Raw genomic sequence first — 18,971 nt, forward strand, 5'->3', positions numbered from 1 at the left:
ATGCTCTAGGGTGTCGCCGGAGCGCACCTTGTGGCCGGTAACCCTTTTTTTACATTCGGCTTCTCGTCACCCCCGCTTTGCTGTACGCCAATGGGATGGCGGACGCATTCGAGATCCCGGGATCGCACGGCTTGACCCCGACGGCAGGACACCCTGCCGGCGACCGGCAGCCCTTGCAGTCCTGGTTTCGCGACGGCGATAGCGCGGCCGGACCTGCTTTCGGGACCGCCGGCAGCGGCGGCTTTTCGCTGCGGACCGTTGCCGTCGCCGATATCCCCGCGCCGGACGCCGCCGGCAATTTCTTCGTCCACCCGGCCTATCTTGCCGCCTGCGGCCTCGACAACGTGCTGATGCTGGAGCGGCCGGGCGAAGGGCCCGCCTTTTTCGCCGAACGCCACGGCCACCTCGTCCATCTAGGCCGCCTGGCGACGCTGGCACCCTCCCGCATCGACGCCCTCTGCGACACGCTCTTTGCCGGCACAAACGTCCACTCGGTCGTCTTTGAGGACGTCGTCGCGCCGCAAACGCCCGCGCCGTCGCGTCCCCATCACCGGTTCGGCTACCAGGCCGACTGGCGCACGACCGCCGGTCCGGACGTGACCCACATCTCCTCGCGGCGCGCCAGCACCATGCGGCGCAAGTGGAAGCTGCTGGCCAAGGAGACCGGCGGCCATGTGGAATTCCACTTCGAGCCCTGCCGCCCCGGCGATGTCGCGGCGATCGCCGAACTCAACCGCACCAAGATCGAGCAGGCCGGCGGACACCACCAGCTCGATGCGCAAAAGCAGGCGATCCTCGAAGCGACTGCAGTGAAGACCGGCTATACGGCCAAGCTCACCCTCGATGGCCGGATCATCGCCGGCAACATCATCTGCACGGCCGGCACCAACGCCTTCTTCAACATCATGGGCTACGACCTCGCCTTCTCGAAATTCTCGCCAGGGCTCCAGGTCCACCTCGCCGCCCTGAAGGAACTGGGCGAGCGCGGCTACCGCGACATCCACCTGTTGTGGGGCGACAGCTCCTGGAAAAAGGATGTCGGCGCCGACCGCCAGCCCCTGACGACGCTCGTCGTCCTGCGCAACCGGCGCGTGTTCCTCACCCCGGAGCACTGGGCGGCCTTCGCACCGTTCCTGGTCCAGGCGACGCGCCGCCGCCTGAAGCCGGTCCTGGAGCGCGTACTTGGTGAAGCCCTGATCTCACGTTTACGTCACCTGCTGCCCAGCTCGCACTGACCCGGACCGTCACAACAGCCGGCAGCATTGTCACAGCCGGGTGACTTACTCCGATTCCGGTTTGAAAATAGCGGCGACTTTCTTCAAATAGAAACTGGTGTATTGATAGGCGGACCGCACCCGCGAGGCAGCATGTTCGAATCGCTTAAGCAGTTTCTGACCGACATCACCCAGGGCCAGCCCGCCGACGACGGGTCCCCGGAGAGCGACCAGCGCCTCGCCGTGGCCGCCCTGCTGGTGCATCTGGTCTCCGTCGACGGCATCGTCGCGGACTCCGAGAAGCAGCGCCTGAAGGAAATCCTGCGCACCAATTACAACCTGTCGGAAAAGGACACCGAGGCGCTGATCTCCGAAGCGCGCACCCGCGACCGCGAGGCGATCGACCTTTACGCCTTCACCAGCGTCCTGAAGCGCACGCTCGCCGACGACGAGCGCCGCCATGTCGTGGAGATGATGTGGGAGATCGTCTACGCCGACGGCACCGTCCACGAGATGGAGGACAACATCGTCTGGCGCGTCGCCGAACTCCTCGGTGTGTCGTCCCGCGACCGCATCGCCATGAGGAAGCGCGTCGAGGGCCGCATCGACGACGACGAGGCCGAATGAGACGGCCGGCATCGGCACCGTGCGACATCCGGGGTCGACGCATCCCCGACAATCGATATAATCCGCGCCCATGACCGTCATGCACCGGATCGATGGCAGGGGAGAGCGGCCGCAGCGCGTTCTCATCGTCCTCCACCAGGAAACCTCGACGCCCGGACGGGTCGGGCAGTCGCTCGTCAGGCGCGGCTTCACGCTCGACATCCGCCGTCCGCGCTTCGGCGACCCGCTGCCCACGACCATGGCCGAGCACGCCGGCGCCGTCATCTTCGGCGGTCCGATGAGCGCCAACGACACCGACGCCTTCGTCCATCGCGAGATCGACTGGACCGGCGTGCCGCTGGCGGAAGGTGCGCCGTTCCTCGGCATCTGCCTCGGCGCCCAGATGCTGGTCCGCCATATCGGCGGCAAGGTCGAGCCCCATGCCGAAAGCTGCGCGGAGATCGGCTACTACCCGATCCGCCCGACAGAGGCCGGCAAGGCGCTCTTTTCCTGGCCGGAAAAGGTCTACCAGTGGCACCGGGAAGGCTTCGACCTGCCGCGCGAGGCAACGCTCCTTGCCAGGGGCGACCTGTTCCCGAACCAGGCCTTCCGGGTCGGCGCCGCCGCCTATGGCATCCAGTTCCACCCCGAACTGACGCTCGCCATGATGCACCGCTGGACGGTGAAGGGCGCCGAACGCATGAAGCTGCCCTGCGCCCAGGGCCGCAGCGACCACTTCGCCGGCCGCGCCGTCTATGACGCGCCGCTCAGGGCCTGGCTGGAGAAATTCCTCGACATGTGGATCGGCCGTGCCGACGCACCGGCCCCCGCCGCCGCGAAAAGCGCCGCTGAATAAACCGCCTCCTGAAAGACCGACCTGTCAGATGAGAGGGCCGTTTCTGCCGGTCCACCGTTGCAATCTGCAAATCCGCCGCATTCTGCAATGCGCCGAGGGTAAACGGGGCGTTTAAATATCGGCACTTGTTGTGCCGAAAACCGATCCGACCCACGACATCTAGCGGTTTTTGCACGCGGAAAACCTGGCAAGCGATTTGCCAAGGACAGGACGCTGACCTTCAGGTTTTGCGTAGTCAGCAAGGCACCCGGGCGGGAGAAGGCGTCACCTTGACCCTGACGCGCCTTCTTCCGCCACGCCGGGTCTTTCTCTCTCCCATATCGACGGCCTTTTGTCCCGGCGGTCAGTCCACCGCCGAGATGGCCTCGTGCACCCCGTCCCAGAAGGTCAGCCGTGCGGCCACTGCCGCCGTCGCCGCCTCGCGCGCCTCGCCCAGCCGCTGCGGATCGCCCTCGCAGAGCGCGTTGAGCAGCTTCAGCGACAGCGGCGCATGGAAATCCTCGTCGAGATGGATGTGCCGGTTGAGATAGAAGTGGAACACCGGCGCCTCGTCCGGACCGATCTCCATGTCGGAGAGGAACCGGCGGAACATCGCCGGGATGATGTGCTCGCGCCCGAGCGCCAGCGCCGCCGCCACCTGATGCGGCCGGCCCGAATTGATGAAGCCGAAGGTGGTGCGGGTGAAGGTCGCGGACGGCGCCGGCGCAAGGCCGGTGGCAAGCGCCGCCTCGATACCTTCCGTCACCGCCGTCTCGACGAAGGCAAGCACCGCGGTGGGATCGGCCCCGACCTCGCGCATCGCCGTACAATAGAGCTCGAAATGGCTGGCAAAGGCCGGAGCGCCAACGCCGTTGCCCGGAAGTTCGTCGGTCTCCTCCTCCAGCACCAGCTCGTTGATGAAGCGCCGGACGCTGCCGTCGCCGACCGGCGCCCAGGGCACGTTGGTCGGCGCCACCCGCGCCTGCAGGTACTTGATCAGCGACATGAAATCCCAGACCGAGAAGACATGGTGCTCCATGAACCGGCAGAGCCGCGCGCGGCTGTTGATCGCGCCGTAGACCGGGTGCGTGTCGAGCGGCGCCCGCGTCGCTTCGATGATGTCGGCGGTAAGGCTGCCGGGACCGGCGGGTGCGTTCATGGTGTCTCCCCCTGGATGTCTGTCGAGCCCAGTATATTTGTTTTTTCGAATATAGGGCAGACCGTCCGTTCGCCATCTTGCGGCCACGCCCGGCGACGCGGCGGAAGCGGTCGCAGCGTCGTCCGGCACGGCAGGTCGATGCGAAAAATTGAAAAAACCGCGATGCCGCCGCGATCAGGGAATCGACAAACCGAATCGATCGGTGTATGGACGACGCTTGATTTTCCAGGATATGGAGCACGGTCGCGGCCGGCGCATCAAGAGCGCGGCCTTGGCCGTGCCGACTGTATGAGAAGGGTTGAGCCGTGAACATCATCCAGGAACTCGAAACCGAGCAGATGGCGGCGATCGAAGAAAGCCGCAAGCTCCCGGACTTCTCGGCCGGCGATACGCTGCGCGTCAACGTGCGCGTCACCGAAGGCAACCGCACCCGCGTGCAGGCCTATGAGGGCGTCTGCATCTCGCGCTCCGGCGGCGGCCTCAACGAGAGCTTCACGGTCCGCAAGATTTCCTACGGCGAGGGCGTGGAGCGTGTCTTCCCGCTGTTCTCGCCGCTGATTGAGTCCATCGACGTCGTGCGCCGCGGCAAGGTCCGCCGCGCCAAGCTCTATTACCTGCGCGGCCGCCGCGGCAAGTCCGCCCGCATCTCCGAGGCGACCAACGTGCGCACCCGCCGCCTGGTCGACGCCGAGAAGCGCGCCGCCGCCGACGCCAAGGCCGCCGTGGAGGCCGAGAAGGCCGCAGCACGGGCCGCCGCCGCCGAAGCCGCCGCTGCGGCGGAAGCCGCTGCCGCCGCCGAGGCCGAGGCGGGCGACACCGCTTCCGAATAGGCCGCCGCGTGGTCACAAGCGAACACCACCCAGCCGGCCCCTCGGGGCCGGTTTTTTTGTCCGCCAATGACGAAACGCCCGCCCCGCCCCATATCTCACTGCAGCGGCCGAAGGCTTCGGAACCCGTCCCCGCAGCCCCGATCCGGCCGCGCCCCGCATGCGATCCATCTTGACCGTGCCGGTCCGCGTTCTTTAAGAACGGCCGGCCCAACATGTTCCGGCGTTTGAATCTGGAGAGAAAGAAAATGTCCGCCCCGAGAACCCTCTACGACAAAATCTGGGACGACCACCTGGTCGAAACGCAGGACGACGGCTCCTCTCTCATTTACATCGACCGGCATCTGGTCCACGAGGTGACGAGCCCGCAGGCCTTCGAGGGACTGCGCATGAGCGGCCGCAAGGCGCGGGCGCCGGAAAAGACGCTCGCCGTCGTCGACCACAACATTCCGACCACCGACCGCTCCAAGGGCGTCGACGATCCGGAATCGGCCCTGCAGATCGAGACGCTGGCCAGGAACGCCGCCGAGTTCGGCCTGGAATATTACGACGAGCACGACGTTCGCCAGGGCGTCGTCCACATCATCGGACCGGAGCAGGGCTTCACCCTGCCCGGCACGACGATCGTCTGCGGCGACAGCCACACCTCGACCCACGGCGCCTTCGGTGCGCTGGCCCATGGCATCGGCACCTCCGAGGTCGAGCACGTGCTCGCCACCCAGACGCTGATCCAGTCCAAGGCCAAGAACATGCGCGTCACCGTCGACGGCACGCTGCCCGACGGCGTCACCGCCAAGGACATCGTGCTGGCCATCATCGGCGAGATCGGCACCGGCGGCGGCACCGGCCACGTCATCGAATATGCCGGCGAGGCGATCCGCGCGCTTTCCATGGAAGGCCGCATGACGGTCTGCAACATGACGGTGGAAGCCGGTGCCCGCGCCGGCATGGTCGCGCCGGACGAAAAGACCTTCGAATATCTGAAGGGGCGGCCGAAGTCGCCGAAGGGCACGGCCTGGGAGATGGCCGTCGACTATTGGAAGACGCTGGTCACCGACGAGGGCGCGGCGTTCGACGCCGAGGTCCGCCTCGACGCCGCCAACCTGCCGCCGCTCATCACCTGGGGCACCAGCCCGGAGAACGTCGTCGCCATCACCGGCAACGTGCCGGATCCGGCAAAGATCGAGGACCCGGTGAAGCGGGGCGCCGTGGAGCGTGCCCTCGCCTATATGGGCCTTGAGGCCGGCACCAAGATGACCGACATCGCCATCGACCGCGCCTTCGTCGGCTCCTGCACCAACGGCCGCATCGAGGATCTCCGCGCCGCCGCCGCTGTCGCCAAGGGCCGCAAGGTCGCCGACCACGTCAACGCCCTGATCGTGCCGGGCTCCGGCCTCGTCAAGGAACAGGCCGAAGCGGAAGGCCTCGACAAGATCTTCATCGAGGCCGGCTTCGAATGGCGCGAGCCGGGCTGCTCCATGTGCCTGGCCATGAATGCCGACAAGCTGGCGCCGGGCGAGCGCTGCGCCTCGACCTCGAACCGCAACTTCGAGGGCCGCCAGGGCTTCAAGGGCCGCACCCATCTGGTGTCGCCGGCCATGGCCGCAGCGGCCGCAATCGCCGGCCATTTCGTCGACATCCGCGATTTCAAGTAAATCGCGCAAGATAACGCTTACGAAAACGGAAGCGGGCGGAGATTTCTTCGCCCGTTTTCTTTTGCAGGTGCCGATCTGCGGCGGCTCAGCCCGCCTTTTGCAGGTCCCCGTCGAGTGCGACGGAGAAGGCATCGAGCGCCTCGATGACCGCGATGCTCGCCGCTTCCAGCCGGTCGAGGCCGGCGCCGACCCCCTCCTTGTCGCCGCGGTCACAGGCTTCCAGCGTCTCGCGCGCCGCCGCATGGACGGTCCGGTGCGGCTCGCGCATCGCCACGAAGGACGGATGGGAGCGGATGCGCTCGTCGGTGATCGCGTCGTACCACTTGCCGAGCCGGCAGGTGTGGTGGTCCGGCACCTCGCCGGCCCGCCACTGGTCGCGGCCGGTCACGGTATCGACGATGCGCTTCTTGAACATCACATGGTCGATCTTGGCCATCTCGCAGAGCGAGCGGGCGGAACCGGCATCGAACCAGGCCTTGGCGTCCTCAAGGAAGGCGCCGTTGGCGTGGTCGAGCGAGCCGGACATCTCGCTGAGGCGCCGCTCGTTCTCGTTGGCAAGGTCGGCAACGCGGGTGATGCTTTCGGCGATCTCCTGACTGGCGCCGTGCTGCTGCTGCAGGATCGAGGAGATCTCCTGCATCTTGTGGGACACGTCGCCGATCTGGGTGCCGACCGTCTCCATCAGCGCATTGGCGCCGGTGATCGTCTCCTCGCCCTTTTCCACTGCGTTCTGCGAGCTTTCGATGGACGCGCGGATGGTCATCATGCCGCCCTTCAGCGCTTCGATGCGCTGGGCGATGTCCTCCGTCGCCTTGGCGGTCTGGGTCGCCAGTTCCTTGACCTCGGCGGCAACGACCGCAAAGCCCTTGCCCGCCTCGCCCGCACGGGCGGCTTCGATGGTCGCGTTCAGCGCCAGGAGGTTGGTCTGCGCCGCGATGCTCTCGATGACGGTCAGGAACTCGCTGATCTGGTCGGAGGCCTCGTGCAGCTCGGTGAGGTCGTCGGCGCTCCGCTGCGAGCTTGCGGCGATGTCCTTGATGGTCGTCGACACCGCCTGCATCGACTTCAGGCCGTCGGCGATCGCCGTATGGGTGGTGTCGGCCTCCTGCGCCGTGCCGTCGCTGGTCGCCGCGATCTGCTGGATCGATGCGACCAATTCCGCCGAGGCCGACGAAATCGCCTGTCCGCCGTCGCTGGCCGCGCGGATGTTGTTGGACAGATACGCCATGTTCAGCGTCACGTCGTTGATGTTGCGGACGGTCTGGGCGAGCTTGCGCAAGCTGTGGACGTCCTTTTCCCGCTCCTTCTTCTCCACCGTCGCAGCCATCAGGCTGGTCTGGTAGGCGTCATAGGCGAGAACCATGTCGAGGAAGATGTGCGAGACCGCCGTCTGCAGCATCCGCGTCTGCTTTTTCGGCGACAGCCGGTTGCCGGCAACGAGCGCCGGGATCATGTCGTGGAACAGCCGGCCATAGGCGGCGAGGTACCAGAGCGGCGTGATCTCGGCCCGCACATGGGCCTCGCCGATCTTGCGCGCCTGCTCTTCCAGCTCGGGCCCCGGGCCGCGATTGAGCAGGAACTCCATGTGCCGCTGCTGGGTCGCCTTCAGTTCCTCGACCCGGCCGCAATTGGCGCCGAGCTTTGCGGCAAGCTCGGGCCGGTCGGCCAGGGCGCCGTAGAAGGTTTCCAGGATCGCCGGCATGCGCGGCGACAGCGCGCGCCACAGCGCCTTGCCGTTGCCGGCAGACGCACCGTTCATTTCCAGGAAATCGGAAATCGTCGCCGTCAGGTCATCGCCCGCGGCGGTAGTCGTGGAGTCTGTTGCACGGCGAGCCATCGAGCTCTCCCCCTATAATTTTCCCCTCTGGAAATATCCTGATGCTTGGGCAATTTGGTTATCGAAGTATTAAACCGCGGTAAAATACGGAGCGGGCCGTGTTAATACTTACGAAAAATCAGGAGATACGAGCGAAATATTGGTAGGAGGGCGTCCGAATGCAACACAACTGCAACGGTGGCGCTCCGGCCCTGCACGGAGCGGTCAGTTCGCCCGGGCCAGCGCCAGGCGCACGGCGAAGCCGGCCATGACGCCGGCGAACAGCCAGTCGATGGCCCTGAGGATCCGGGGCGAGCGGCGCAGCCGCGCCGCGATCAGGTCGGCAAAAGTGATCATCGGCAGGATGATCGCCGCGGCGACGACGATGAACCAGCCGCCGAGGAAGACGAGCTTGGCCGCCGCGTCCGGGTCGCCGGCCGAGACGAACTGCGGCAGGAACGTCACGAAGAAGAGGATGATCTTCGGGTTGAGGATGTTGATGCCGAGACCGGACAGGAACACGCGGCGAAGGCTCTGGCGCTTGCCGTCGGCGAGCGCCGGGTCGAAGCCGCTGCCGTTGCGGATCGCATCGACGGCAAGCCACAGAAGGTAGGCCGCGCCGACCACCTTCAGCACGGTGAAGGCGGTGGCGGACGCCGCCAGCAGGGCGGAAAGGCCAACGGCGACGAACAGCGTGTGGACGAGGATGCCGGTGATCGCCCCGCCGAAGGCGACGAAGCCGGTGCGCCGGCCGGCGACGATCGCCTTGCCGAGGAAGAACGTCATGTCCGGCCCGGGCGTCAGCGCCAGGACGACGGTGGCAAGGCTGAACGCGGCAAGCGCTGCGGGGTCGGGCAGGAAGAACATCGGATGTCACGCCTTGTCGTATCGGATCGGCAGTGCGGGATTTATACCGCGCCCCACCCGACGCCTCAATGACAGCGCCGGGAGGATCAGCCGCCGGGCGCACCCCCGGGCACACGTTCCGCATGGGCGAGCGCCCAGCGGAATGCCGCCTCCATGCGGTCATTGCCCCAGAAGAGTTCGCCGTCTGGCGTGACGAAATCGGGCGCGCCGAAGATACCGAGCCCGTGCGCCTCTCCCGTGACGGTCCGCAGCCGCGCCTTGTTGTCGGCGCTCGTCGCCGCCTCCAGGATGGCGTCCGCATCGAGCCCGAGATCCGTAAGTATCCCGGCGATCACGCCGCGCTCGCCGATCGGCGCCCCGTCGGCGAACTCGGCCGCAAAGACCGCCTTGGCAAAGGCCGCGTCCCAGCCCGCATCCTCGCCGAGGAGGGCGACGCGGGCGGCAAGGAGGCTCGGCTGCGGAAACGGATCGGGCGGCGCGAAGGCGAGGTCGAGGTCCGCGCAGAGCCGGGCGACGTCCCGCCACATGTAGCGTCCTTTTGCCGCCTGCCAGTTGAACGGCGAGTCCGCCGGCAGGCCCTCGGCCTTGAACAGCGGGCCGAGCGCGAACACCCGCCAGCGCACGGCAACGCCGAACCGCGCCGCGACCGCCTCGACCCGGAACGCCGCCGGATAGGAATAGGTGGAGGCGAATTCGTACCAGAAATCGACCGTCGGTTTGGCCATCTCGGACGTCTCCCCGGAGCTTCAAGGGCGGCGCGGACCAGATCGCCCCTGCCGTTTCAAAATTGCCATTTTCCGACATCTGCGTGCAATGTAGACGCGATAACGGCAACACGACCGGATGGCCGCAGGGCCATCCGACCATATTTTTAGACGGTGGTTCTTTCCTTTGCACAGCATCGATTTTCAGAACGCCTCCCGGCGCGGCATCGTCGCCACAGCGACGACCACGGCCCGCTACCGGCCCATTGCCGCCATCCTGATCGTCACCGCGGCGCTCTCCCTGTTCTTCAACGTCTTCCCGGACGTGGACATCGCGGTCTCCGGCGTCTTCTACGAGCCCGGCGTCGGATTTCCGCTCCACCACGACCCGTTCCTCCGGCGATTGCGTGACCTCAACCCGTTCCTGTCCTGGCTGCTCGGCCTGTCCGCGGCCGCCGCACTCCTTGCCTGGATGCTGGTGGAGCGGTTGCGGCGCCATATCGATATCCGCGCGCCGGTCTTCGTCCTGACGTCGATGGCGCTGGCGCCGGGCCTCCTCGTCAACGTCATGCTGAAGGGCAACTGGGGCCGCGCCCGGCCGAAAAACGTCGATGTCTTCGGCGGCGACCATCCGTTCTCCCCCGTCTGGGAGATCGTCGACTACTGCCACACCAATTGCTCCTTCACCTCCGGCGAGGCCTCCACCGCGGCGTTTCTCCTCGTCGTCGTCTTCCTGGCGCCGGCCTGCTGGCGTCTGCCGGCGACCGCCACGGTCGGCGCCCTTGCCGCCGCCCTGTCGATCAACCGCGTCGCCTTCGGCGCCCATTTCCTCTCCGACGTCCTGCTGTCCTGGACGCTGACCCTTGCCGTCACGCTGACCGCCTACAAGCTGCTCTACAAGAAGCCGCCGCAATGGCTGCAAAAGCCGCGGCTGGAGGCCGCCTTCGCCCGCCTTGCCGCAGCGACCGCCGCGCTTGCCCGGCGGATCGCCCGCGGCGCAGGGCGGCTTCGGGCGCACAGCCGCGACCTGCTGCGCTGACACGGCGCCGGTGGCCGGCCGCTTTTGCGAGAAAACGCCGCGATCTTTTGCCGGCCAACGGCCCGGCGCCCCCTTGCGCGCCAACGCGTTCGCACTAAAGTGCCGCCGACCCCCGGGCGAAACCGCCCGGCCCAAAGACATTCCTATTCTCGGAGAAGACCGGTGAGCGACATCAAGAAGGTGGTTCTTGCCTATTCGGGCGGCCTCGACACCTCGATCATCCTGAAATGGCTGCAAGTGACCTATGGCTGCGAGGTGGTCACCTTCACCGCCGATCTCGGCCAGGGCGAGGAGCTGGAGCCGGCCCGGCGCAACGCCGAGCGCGCCGGCATCAAGGAGATCTATATCGACGATCTGCGCGAGGAGTTCGTCGGCGATTTCGTCTATCCGATGATGCGCGCCAACGCGCTCTATGAGGGCGTCTACCTGCTCGGCACCTCGATCGCCCGGCCGCTGATCTCCAAGCGCCTGATCGAGATCGCCCACGAGACCGGCGCCGACGCCATCGCCCACGGCGCCACCGGCAAGGGCAACGACCAGGTGCGCTTCGAGCTCGCCGCCTATGCCCTCGACCCGGACATCAAGATCATCGCCCCCTGGCGCGAATGGGACTTCAAGAGCCGCACTGACCTCATCGAGTTCGCCGAAAAGCACCAGATCCAGGTGCCGAAGGACAAGCGCGGCGAGGCGCCGTTCTCCGTCGACGCCAACCTGTTGCACTCCTCCTCCGAGGGCAAGGTGCTGGAGGACCCGAACGAGGAGCCGCCGGCCTACGTGTTCCAGCGCACCATCGCCCCGGAAGAGGCGCCCGACACCCCGACCTATATCGAGATCGGCTTTGAGAAGGGCGACGCCGTCACGCTCGACGGCGAGAAGCTGTCGCCGGCGACCATGCTCGCCCGCCTCAACGACCTCGGCCGCGACAACGGCATCGGCCGTGTCGACCTCGTGGAAAACCGCTTCGTCGGCATGAAGAGCCGCGGCATCTACGAGACCCCCGGCGGCACCATCCTCACCGTCGCCCACCGGGCGATGGAATCCCTGACGCTCGACCGCGAGGCCATGCACCTCAAGGACCAGCTCATGCCGCGCTATTCCGAGCTCGTCTATTACGGCTTCTGGTTCGCCCCGGAGCGCGAGATGCTGCAGGCGCTCATCGACAAGAGCCAGGAGCATGTCGAGGGAACGGTCCGCCTGAAACTCTACAAGGGCAGCGCCATCGTCGTCGGCCGCAAGAGCGACAAGTCGCTCTATTCCGACGAACTGGTCACCTTCGAGGACGACCGCGGCGCCTACGACCAGAAGGACGCCGAAGGCTTCATCCGCCTCAACGCCCTGCGCCTTCGGACGCTTGCCATGCGCCGCCGCAAGGGCTGAAGCGTCCCGACGCGAACGGGCTTCTGATTCCGCCCCTGCTGTGCAACTCTTGAAAAAAGAGAGGGCCAGCGGGGCGGAGAAACGGATGGCGGGGGAAAGAGAGGGGTTTTCAAGGCGCCTTGCCTTTGCCGCGCTGATCGGCCTTGCCATCGGCACGGCCGTGGTTCTGGTTGCCGTTCCCTTCGGCAAGAAGGAACCCTATCAGCACCTGACCGTTGCCGCCGGCCCGCGTGGCAGCGACGCCTACCAGCTCCTCAGCGAGATCGCCGAGGTCGTCGAGCGCCATTCCGAGACGCTGCGGCTGACCGTGCGCGAAAGCGGCGGTTCCAGCGAAAATGTCGGCATGATCCGCGCCGGCACCGTCGACCTCGCCGCCGTCCATGCCGACACCCCGGCGGTCAACGTCATCCGCCTCGTCAGCCATCTCTACAAGGACTATTTCCAGCTCATCGCCCGCTCCGAGGCCGGCATTTCCAGCATCCGCGACCTCGTCGGCAAGCGCATCGCCCTGCCGCCCTTCGGCACCGACGAGTTCCGGGCGTTCTGGATGCTCGCCCGCCACTACAATCTTGCGGTCGACGATTTCCGCTGGAAGGCGATGAGCCTTCCGCGAGCCACCGAGGCCATCGCCAGGAACCAGGTCGATGCCGTCTTTGCCCTGCGCTCCCTGCACGACCGGCTGATCCTGCACCTGATCTCCAACGCCGACCTCGTCGGCACCCGGCTCGCCTATGTCCCCATCGACCAGACGCGGGCGATCGCCATCAACCGGCCCTTCCTCGATGCCTCGACCATCGTCAAGGGCGCCTTCGACGGCGACCCGCCGCTGCCCGCCACCGACATCCAGGCGCCGACCATCGAGCGGCTCCTGGTCGCCCGCGCCGACCTCGACCCGATGGCGATCCGCGAACTCACCGGCATCCTCTTCGAGCAACGCCTCGACCTCATCGTCAGGACGCCGCTCGCCGACGAGATCGCCATCCCCAATGCCGCGATCGGCCTTGCCGTGCCGCTCCATGACGGCGCCGACGCCTATTATCGCCGCGACGAGCCCTCCTTCATCCAGGAGAACGCGGAGCCGCTGGCACTCCTCGTCACCGTCATCGCCATGGTGATGTCGGCCGGCTTCGCGCTGCGCGCCCGGCTGGTGGCCAACCGCAAGAACAGGGCCGACTCCTACAATTACCAGCTCCTGGCGCTCGCCAACGAGGCGCGCGACGCGGAGAGCGTGGAGACCCTCGACAAGTGCCGCGACAGCCTGCACGAGATCCGCGAATCCGTCGTCGTTGCCCTCGACACCGACGACGTCACCGAGGAGGGCTTTCAGTCCTTCGCCTTCCTATGGGATTCGGTGCGCATCGGCATCGACCAGCGCCGCGCCGAGATCGACGGCAGCCGAACGGCGGTCGAGGAGAGAAAACAGATCACGACCAGGCAACCCGAAACGGCGCAATAGCCAAGGCGGACCCGGAACCGCCGCACTTTCGACCCGTTTTGCCTCTGCAATCGCACATCGTTCCGCCCCCGGCGAAAGGAACCGGCCATGATACGTCTCGAAGGACAACGGATGCACGGGACAGGCAGTCCCGTTCTTCGAAAAAACCGGGCGCCGCTCCTCGATCGCCTCTGGGAGCGCATTGCCGGACCGGCCGACCAGGGCCCGGCGGCATTCGCGAAACTGACGCGGCGATCGTCGCCGAACGATGCGCTCGCCTGCTCGCCGGGCGCCTGTGCCATCAAAGTCGACATCGAGCTTCCCTTCTATGCCCCTGAGCCGGAGGCCCTGTTGCGCCGGCTCGACTCCATCGCCCTCGATCTCCGTCCGGTCGACCGGGTCGACGGCGGTGCCCGGCCGGACTATCGCCGCTATGTCTTCCGCACCACGCTGATGCGGTTCCCCGACACGCTCGATGCCGAAGCCGAAGCGATCGAGGAGGGAAAGACCGCGCTCCGGCTCTATTCGCGCTCGCTCCTCGGACGCAGCGACCTCGGCGCCAACCGTAAGCGGCTGGAGGCGATCGCCGCCCGCCTGAAAACCGACGCGGCCGATTGAGCCTGCGAGAACCGCAGGCCCAAGCGTGTCTGAAAGGGGTGAGGCGCCCTATCGGGCCAGCGTCTCGGACGGCAGTTCGCTGAACATCGCCCGGTAGTCGGAGGCGAACTGTCCGAGGTGGGAAAAACCCCAGCGCTCGGCAATGCCGCGCACCGTCAGCGGAGTCTTCGCCTTGACCAGCTCGCGCCGGCACTGGGCCAGCCGGTAGGCCTTCAGATAGGCCTTGGGCGAAACCCCGAAGCGCTCCTTGAAGGCGTAGTTCACCGTCCGTTCCGAAACCTCCGCGATCCGGCAGAGATCGGCGTTGCGCAACAGCCGGTGCGGATGGGCGCGCTGGAAGTCGACGACCCGCTGCAGCGCCCGGTCCCGTTCGCGCGCGCTGACACGCGTCCTCGGCGTCGTCGCAAAGGCAAGCGTGCGCACCACCGCCCGCGGCAGATCCTCGTCGATCATCTGGAAAAGGCCCGGCCCGAGTTCGTCGGAGGGTCGTTCCAGAATGCTCTGGCGCGCCTCCAGGAGGCGCATGCGCAGTTGCTGGAGTTCGTAGAACGGCGGCACCAGCGTCTCGTTGCGCTCGATCAGGTCGATCACCTGGGGCACGCCGAGATCTTCGGCAATCATTTCGATGAGTTCGCGGCCCAGCGAGATGGTGATGCGGTCGAGCGGACCACGGGTCACGTTCTCCCAGTCATTGCCGCTCCGGTGAACGGTGACCTCGGCGCCGGATACTTCGCGACCGCACCAGAACAAGGTCTGCGTCGGATCGGGAGCAAAGCCGAACGTGAACACGCCCTTGGGAGCGACGCCGATCTGGTGCAGGCGTTTTTCGAACCGCACGGCGTCGAAACCGGCAATCTGCCCGCGGACCTGGAGCAGGCGATTGACGCCGACCCCCATTTCGAGCGGCACCACTTCGAACTGCCAGTCCCGCGCCTGCGCGGCGAGCGCATCGATGTCGGTGTCGGAAATCAGCCTCACATAAGCATTCATCACGGTCATCGGTTTAACTAAATGCGCCCGCAGGGAGGCCGCGGCGCGCAGAAAAAGCGCGGTTGCAGGACGAAAAAGTTATGTGACCGCCCGCGTCGGCCCGAAAACACCGGAAAAACACCCCCGAAAGAAGCCATCCCGGGACGACGTTCTTTGTCCCGAACGGAGAATGCCGACCGAACGCGAACGCGCACCCGAAACTATCTCCCGTATACTTATTCAGCCCCAAGAATAACTCATATCAGCATTGAGCCGAACCAATATGTGCGAAAAGGACGCATTTGCAATAATGCTCATGTGACATGTCGTCATTTTTTGCCGGAAAAGCGAAAAATGATACCCTCATGCCGCAAATGCCGCGACCTGCCGCAGCGCGATGGTAGGCCGGAAGTCCCGACCGGCGCAATGAACGATTGCCGGCAGGACGCTTTCAACGGGGGATACGCCATGGGTGGCGACACGACGTACCGATTCGCCCGCGCCGCCGGGCTTGCCGTCTTCTGCCTGATGTCTGCCGCCGGCGCCCGCGCCGCCGGGTCCGGTCCCGATCCGGCCGTCGTCGATTTCCGCGTCAGCGACGTCCGGGCCGACGGCTCCGGCCGCCTCGATTTCGAGATCGCCTGCCGGGTGCAGAACCTCGGCGACGCGGCCTTTGCCTCCACCAGGCGCGGCCAGGGCATCGCCCTTTACGAGATCCGCCACGGCGAGAGCGAGGGCCACCGCCTGCGCTACCGGCGCTTTTCCGACCTCGATGCCGGCGAGGAATTGAAGCTCCACAAATGGATCAAGGACTGGGCGGTGGACGAGGCCTTTCCGTCGAGCTTCGAATGCAAGCTCGTCTACGACGTGGAAAAGCGCAGCGACCAGGATTCGCGCAATGACGATGCGGACCTCACCAACAATCGCGGGATCGTGCGCGGCATCGACATCCTGAAGCGGCTGAAGGAACAGGGGCCGGCCGCCGACTAGGACCCCGAAAAAACGCGGTCCGGACCCGTTTTTTTACCATTCAGCCGGCCAACTCGGCCGCAACCGTACGATTTTGCTTGATTCCGTCGTCGCCCTGACACAATTGGGGACCAATAGAGCCCCAAATCCAGATCGATCCGAGACACGATCGAAAGCAGGAACGGCCCCCCGGCCGCACCGGCGCCGGTAAGGACGTCCCAATGAAGCTCCGCAATATCGCCATCATCGCCCATGTCGACCACGGCAAGACCACGCTGATCGACGTGCTCCTGAAGCAATCCGGCTCGTTCCGCGACAACCAGCGGACCGAGGAACGGATGATGGACTCCAATGACCTGGAGCGCGAGCGCGGCATCACCATCCTCGCCAAGGTGACGTCCCTGGTCTGGAAGGACACCCGCATCAACATCGTCGACACCCCGGGCCATGCCGATTTCGGCGGCGAGGTGGAGCGCATCCTGCACATGGTCGACGGCGCCATCATCCTCGTCGATGCCGCCGAAGGGCCGATGCCGCAGACCAAGTTCGTGCTGTCGAAGGCGCTGAAGATCGGCCTCAAGCCGATCGTCGCCATCAACAAGATCGACAAGCCGGAAGAACGCCACGACGACGTCCTCAACGAGGTCTTCGACCTGTTCAGCGCCCTTGAGGCCAACCACGAGCAGCTCGACTTTCCCGTACTCTACGGCTCGGCCAAGCAGGGCTGGATGGCGATGGAGCCGACCGGTCCGAAGGAGAGCGTCGGCCCGCTGCTCGACCTCGTCGTCGAACACGTCTCGGCCCCGACGGTCCGGCCCGGCCCGTTCCGGCTGCTCGCCACCACCATCCAGGCAGATCCGTTCCTCGGCCGCATCCTCACCGGCCGCATCGCCTCCGGCACCGTGACGCCGAACATGAGCGTCCACGCGCTTTCCCGCGACGGCAAGGTGATCGAGCGCGGCCGCATCTCCAAGGTGCTCGCCTTCCGCGGCCTGGAGCGCCAGGCGATCGACGTCGGCGAGGCCGGCGACATCGTCTCGCTCGCCGGCCTGCAGGAGGCGACCGTCGCCGACACCCTGGCCGATCCCTCCGTCACCGAGCCGATCGCCGCCCAGCCGATCGACCCGCCGACGCTCTCCATGACGTTCCGGGTCAATGACGGCCCGCTCGCCGGCCAGGACGGCGACAAGGTGCAGAGCCGCGTCATCCGCGCCCGGCTGCTGAAGGAGGCCGAGGGCAACGTCGCCCTGCAGGTGCGCGAGACCGAGGACGCCGACAGCTTCGAGGTCTCCGGCCGCGGCGAACTGCAGCTTGCGATCCTGATCGAGACCATGCGCCGCGAGGGCTTCGAGCTCACGGTCGGGCGCCCGCACGTCGTCTACCAGGTCGACGAGAACGGCGACAGGCACGAGCCGATCGAGGAAGTCATCATCGACGTCGACGACGAGTATTCCGGCAACGTCGTGCAGAAGCTGCAGGAGCGCCGCGCCGACCTGATCGAGATGCGCCCCTCCGGCCACGGCCGCACCCGCCTCGTCTTCCACGCCCCGACCAGAGGCCTCATCGGCTACCAGTCGGAGCTGATGTCCGACACCCGCGGCACCGCCATCTTCAACCGGCTGTTCTTCGAATACGGGCCGCACAAGGGCGAGATTTCCAGCCGCCACACCGGCGTCCTGATTTCCAATGGCGACGGCGATTCCGTCGCCTATGCGCTGTGGAAGCTGGAGGACCGCGGCCCGATGCTGATCGAGCCCGGCGTCAAGGTCTATGAGGGCATGATCGTCGGCGAGCACACCCGCGGCAACGACCTTGCGGTCAACGTCCTGAAGGGCAAACAGCTCACCAACATCCGCTCCGCCGGCAAGGACGAGGCGGTCGCCCTGACGACGCCGATCAAGCTGACGCTGGAAAAGGCGCTCTCCTACATCAACGACGACGAGCTGGTCGAGGTGACGCCGAAGTCGATCCGCCTGCGCAAGGCCCATCTCGACCCGCACGAGCGGAAGCGGGCCGAGCGCGCCAAGGGCAGCGACGCGGCCTGACCGCCTGCGTCCGCTCCGGCGGTAATCTCGCTTGAGGAAAATCTCCGCCGGGGCTTCCCCTCAAGGTCCCGCTGGCATAGGATTCGCCTATGTCGCTCAAGACCTCTGAAATACGGCCGGCAAGGCAGGGAGACGCGGACGGCGTTGCCAGGGTGCACGCCGATTCCTGGCGCTATGCCTATAGCGGCATCATCGAAGGCACCCATCTGGAAAAGATGATCAACCGCCGCGGCAGCGTCTGGTGGGACGGCGTCGTGCGCCGGCGCGGCGGCATGCTGGTCACCGAGTTCGACGGCAAGATCATCGCCTATTCGACCTTCGGCCCGAGCCGCCTGAAGGACCTGCCCTACACCTCCGAGATCTACGAGCTTTACCTGGCGCCGGAATATCACGGCCTCGGCTTCGGCCGCGCCCTGTTCGATGCCTCCCGCGCAAAGCTCGCCGGCAGCGGCTTCCGCAGCCTTGCGGTCCGCGCGCTCGCCGACAACGTGCTGGCCACCGGCTTCTACGCCGCCCTCGGCGGCACCGAGGTCCGCCGTAGCGCCGAGATGGTCGGCCAGTCGTGCCTGCCCGCCGTCGTCTTCGGCTGGGGCAAGGGCGCACGGTAGTCGGCGGGTCCCTTTTTATTTCTCCTGAGCAAGATGACATGTCGGCTGCGCGAAGCAGCAAAGCGGACAGGATGGCGCTCCCTCAGCTCTGGATTGCTTCGCTGCGCTCGCAATGACATCGAAACGTCATTGCTGTGCAAGTTCACGAATTCGGTGATGGGTTTTCGGTTTTCTTTTGATCGGCGAAGGCCTTTGGGGGGATGTTTCCGATCGCCTGGTGGGGCCTGA

The 18,971-nt window shown here is 66.2% G+C and carries 17 protein-coding genes; 12 read left to right on the forward strand and 5 right to left on the reverse strand.

Going from position 1 to position 18,971, the window contains the following annotated elements; genetic code table 11:
- Nucleotides 1–131: 131 nt before the first annotated feature.
- From M2319_RS07595 to M2319_RS07605, 3 genes are all read left to right on the forward strand, one after another.
- Entirely contained in the window at nucleotides 132–1,235 is a 1,104-nt protein-coding gene (locus tag M2319_RS07595; protein WP_264600840.1) for a GNAT family N-acetyltransferase, read from the forward strand.
- A gap of 132 nt (nucleotides 1,236–1,367) precedes the next feature.
- A complete protein-coding gene (locus tag M2319_RS07600) occupies nucleotides 1,368–1,841 on the forward strand; it encodes a tellurite resistance TerB family protein (RefSeq protein ID WP_264600841.1) in 474 nt (157 codons plus the stop codon).
- Between the two features lie 70 nt (nucleotides 1,842–1,911).
- On the forward strand, nucleotides 1,912–2,676 hold the full coding sequence (locus M2319_RS07605) for a glutamine amidotransferase (RefSeq protein ID WP_264600842.1): 765 nt from the start codon (nucleotides 1,912–1,914) through the stop codon (nucleotides 2,674–2,676).
- 343 nt (nucleotides 2,677–3,019) lie between these two features.
- Here the strand turns inward: M2319_RS07605 and M2319_RS07610 are convergent, their stop codons facing one another.
- Nucleotides 3,020–3,814, reverse strand: a complete 795-nt coding sequence (locus M2319_RS07610) for a DUF3050 domain-containing protein (protein ID WP_264600843.1) — start codon at nucleotides 3,812–3,814, stop codon at nucleotides 3,020–3,022.
- 305 nt (nucleotides 3,815–4,119) lie between these two features.
- Between M2319_RS07610 and rplS the strand changes: the two genes are divergently transcribed.
- Nucleotides 4,120–4,644: a 50S ribosomal protein L19 gene (gene rplS, locus M2319_RS07615; protein ID WP_264600844.1), complete on the forward strand. Its 525-nt coding sequence runs from the start codon at nucleotides 4,120–4,122 to the stop codon at nucleotides 4,642–4,644.
- Nucleotides 4,645–4,889: 245 nt separating this feature from the next.
- On the forward strand, nucleotides 4,890–6,296 hold the full coding sequence (gene leuC / locus M2319_RS07620) for a 3-isopropylmalate dehydratase large subunit (protein ID WP_264600845.1): 1,407 nt from the start codon (nucleotides 4,890–4,892) through the stop codon (nucleotides 6,294–6,296).
- 85 nt (nucleotides 6,297–6,381) lie between these two features.
- Here leuC and M2319_RS07625 read toward each other — a convergent pair whose 3' ends face one another.
- From M2319_RS07625 to M2319_RS07635, 3 genes are all read right to left on the reverse strand, one after another.
- Nucleotides 6,382–8,133, reverse strand: coding sequence for a methyl-accepting chemotaxis protein (locus M2319_RS07625; protein ID WP_264600846.1), 1,752 nt, complete (start codon nucleotides 8,131–8,133; stop codon nucleotides 6,382–6,384).
- Between the two features lie 204 nt (nucleotides 8,134–8,337).
- Entirely contained in the window at nucleotides 8,338–8,979 is a 642-nt protein-coding gene (locus tag M2319_RS07630; RefSeq protein ID WP_264600847.1) for a LysE family translocator, read from the reverse strand.
- Nucleotides 8,980–9,065: 86 nt separating this feature from the next.
- The gene (locus tag M2319_RS07635; RefSeq protein ID WP_264600848.1) at nucleotides 9,066–9,704 is read right to left on the reverse strand and encodes a 2-hydroxychromene-2-carboxylate isomerase; all 639 of its coding nucleotides are present in this window, start codon (nucleotides 9,702–9,704) and stop codon (nucleotides 9,066–9,068) included.
- 166 nt (nucleotides 9,705–9,870) lie between these two features.
- Here M2319_RS07635 and M2319_RS07640 point away from each other — a divergent pair, with 166 nt between their 5' ends.
- From M2319_RS07640 to M2319_RS07655, 4 genes are all read left to right on the forward strand, one after another.
- The gene (locus M2319_RS07640; protein WP_264600849.1) at nucleotides 9,871–10,722 is read left to right on the forward strand and encodes a phosphatase PAP2 family protein; all 852 of its coding nucleotides are present in this window, start codon (nucleotides 9,871–9,873) and stop codon (nucleotides 10,720–10,722) included.
- A 162-nt stretch (nucleotides 10,723–10,884) separates the two neighbouring features.
- Nucleotides 10,885–12,099 carry an argininosuccinate synthase gene (locus tag M2319_RS07645; protein ID WP_264600850.1) on the forward strand — a complete coding sequence of 405 codons (1,215 nt, stop codon included), beginning with the start codon at nucleotides 10,885–10,887 and terminating at the stop codon, nucleotides 12,097–12,099.
- Between the two features lie 85 nt (nucleotides 12,100–12,184).
- Complete coding sequence (locus M2319_RS07650; protein WP_264600851.1) at nucleotides 12,185–13,555, forward strand: TAXI family TRAP transporter solute-binding subunit; 1,371 nt, start codon at nucleotides 12,185–12,187, stop codon at nucleotides 13,553–13,555.
- Between the two features lie 87 nt (nucleotides 13,556–13,642).
- On the forward strand, nucleotides 13,643–14,152 hold the full coding sequence (locus M2319_RS07655; protein WP_264600852.1) for a DUF1499 domain-containing protein: 510 nt from the start codon (nucleotides 13,643–13,645) through the stop codon (nucleotides 14,150–14,152).
- Between the two features lie 48 nt (nucleotides 14,153–14,200).
- Here the strand turns inward: M2319_RS07655 and M2319_RS07660 are convergent, their stop codons facing one another.
- The gene (locus M2319_RS07660) at nucleotides 14,201–15,151 is read right to left on the reverse strand and encodes an AraC family transcriptional regulator (protein ID WP_264600853.1); all 951 of its coding nucleotides are present in this window, start codon (nucleotides 15,149–15,151) and stop codon (nucleotides 14,201–14,203) included.
- A 438-nt stretch (nucleotides 15,152–15,589) separates the two neighbouring features.
- Here M2319_RS07660 and M2319_RS07665 point away from each other — a divergent pair, with 438 nt between their 5' ends.
- The 3 genes from M2319_RS07665 (at nucleotide 15,590) to M2319_RS07675 (ending at nucleotide 18,743) form a co-directional block, all read left to right on the forward strand.
- On the forward strand, nucleotides 15,590–16,111 hold the full coding sequence (locus M2319_RS07665; protein WP_264600854.1) for a hypothetical protein: 522 nt from the start codon (nucleotides 15,590–15,592) through the stop codon (nucleotides 16,109–16,111).
- A 200-nt stretch (nucleotides 16,112–16,311) separates the two neighbouring features.
- Complete coding sequence (gene typA / locus M2319_RS07670; protein WP_264600855.1) at nucleotides 16,312–18,135, forward strand: translational GTPase TypA; 1,824 nt, start codon at nucleotides 16,312–16,314, stop codon at nucleotides 18,133–18,135.
- Nucleotides 18,136–18,224: 89 nt separating this feature from the next.
- On the forward strand, nucleotides 18,225–18,743 hold the full coding sequence (locus tag M2319_RS07675; RefSeq protein ID WP_264600856.1) for a GNAT family N-acetyltransferase: 519 nt from the start codon (nucleotides 18,225–18,227) through the stop codon (nucleotides 18,741–18,743).
- Nucleotides 18,744–18,971 lie beyond the last annotated feature (228 nt).

It is taken from the genome of Rhodobium gokarnense, assembly GCF_025961475.1.
Lineage (GTDB): Bacteria > Pseudomonadota > Alphaproteobacteria > Rhizobiales > Rhodobiaceae > Rhodobium > Rhodobium gokarnense.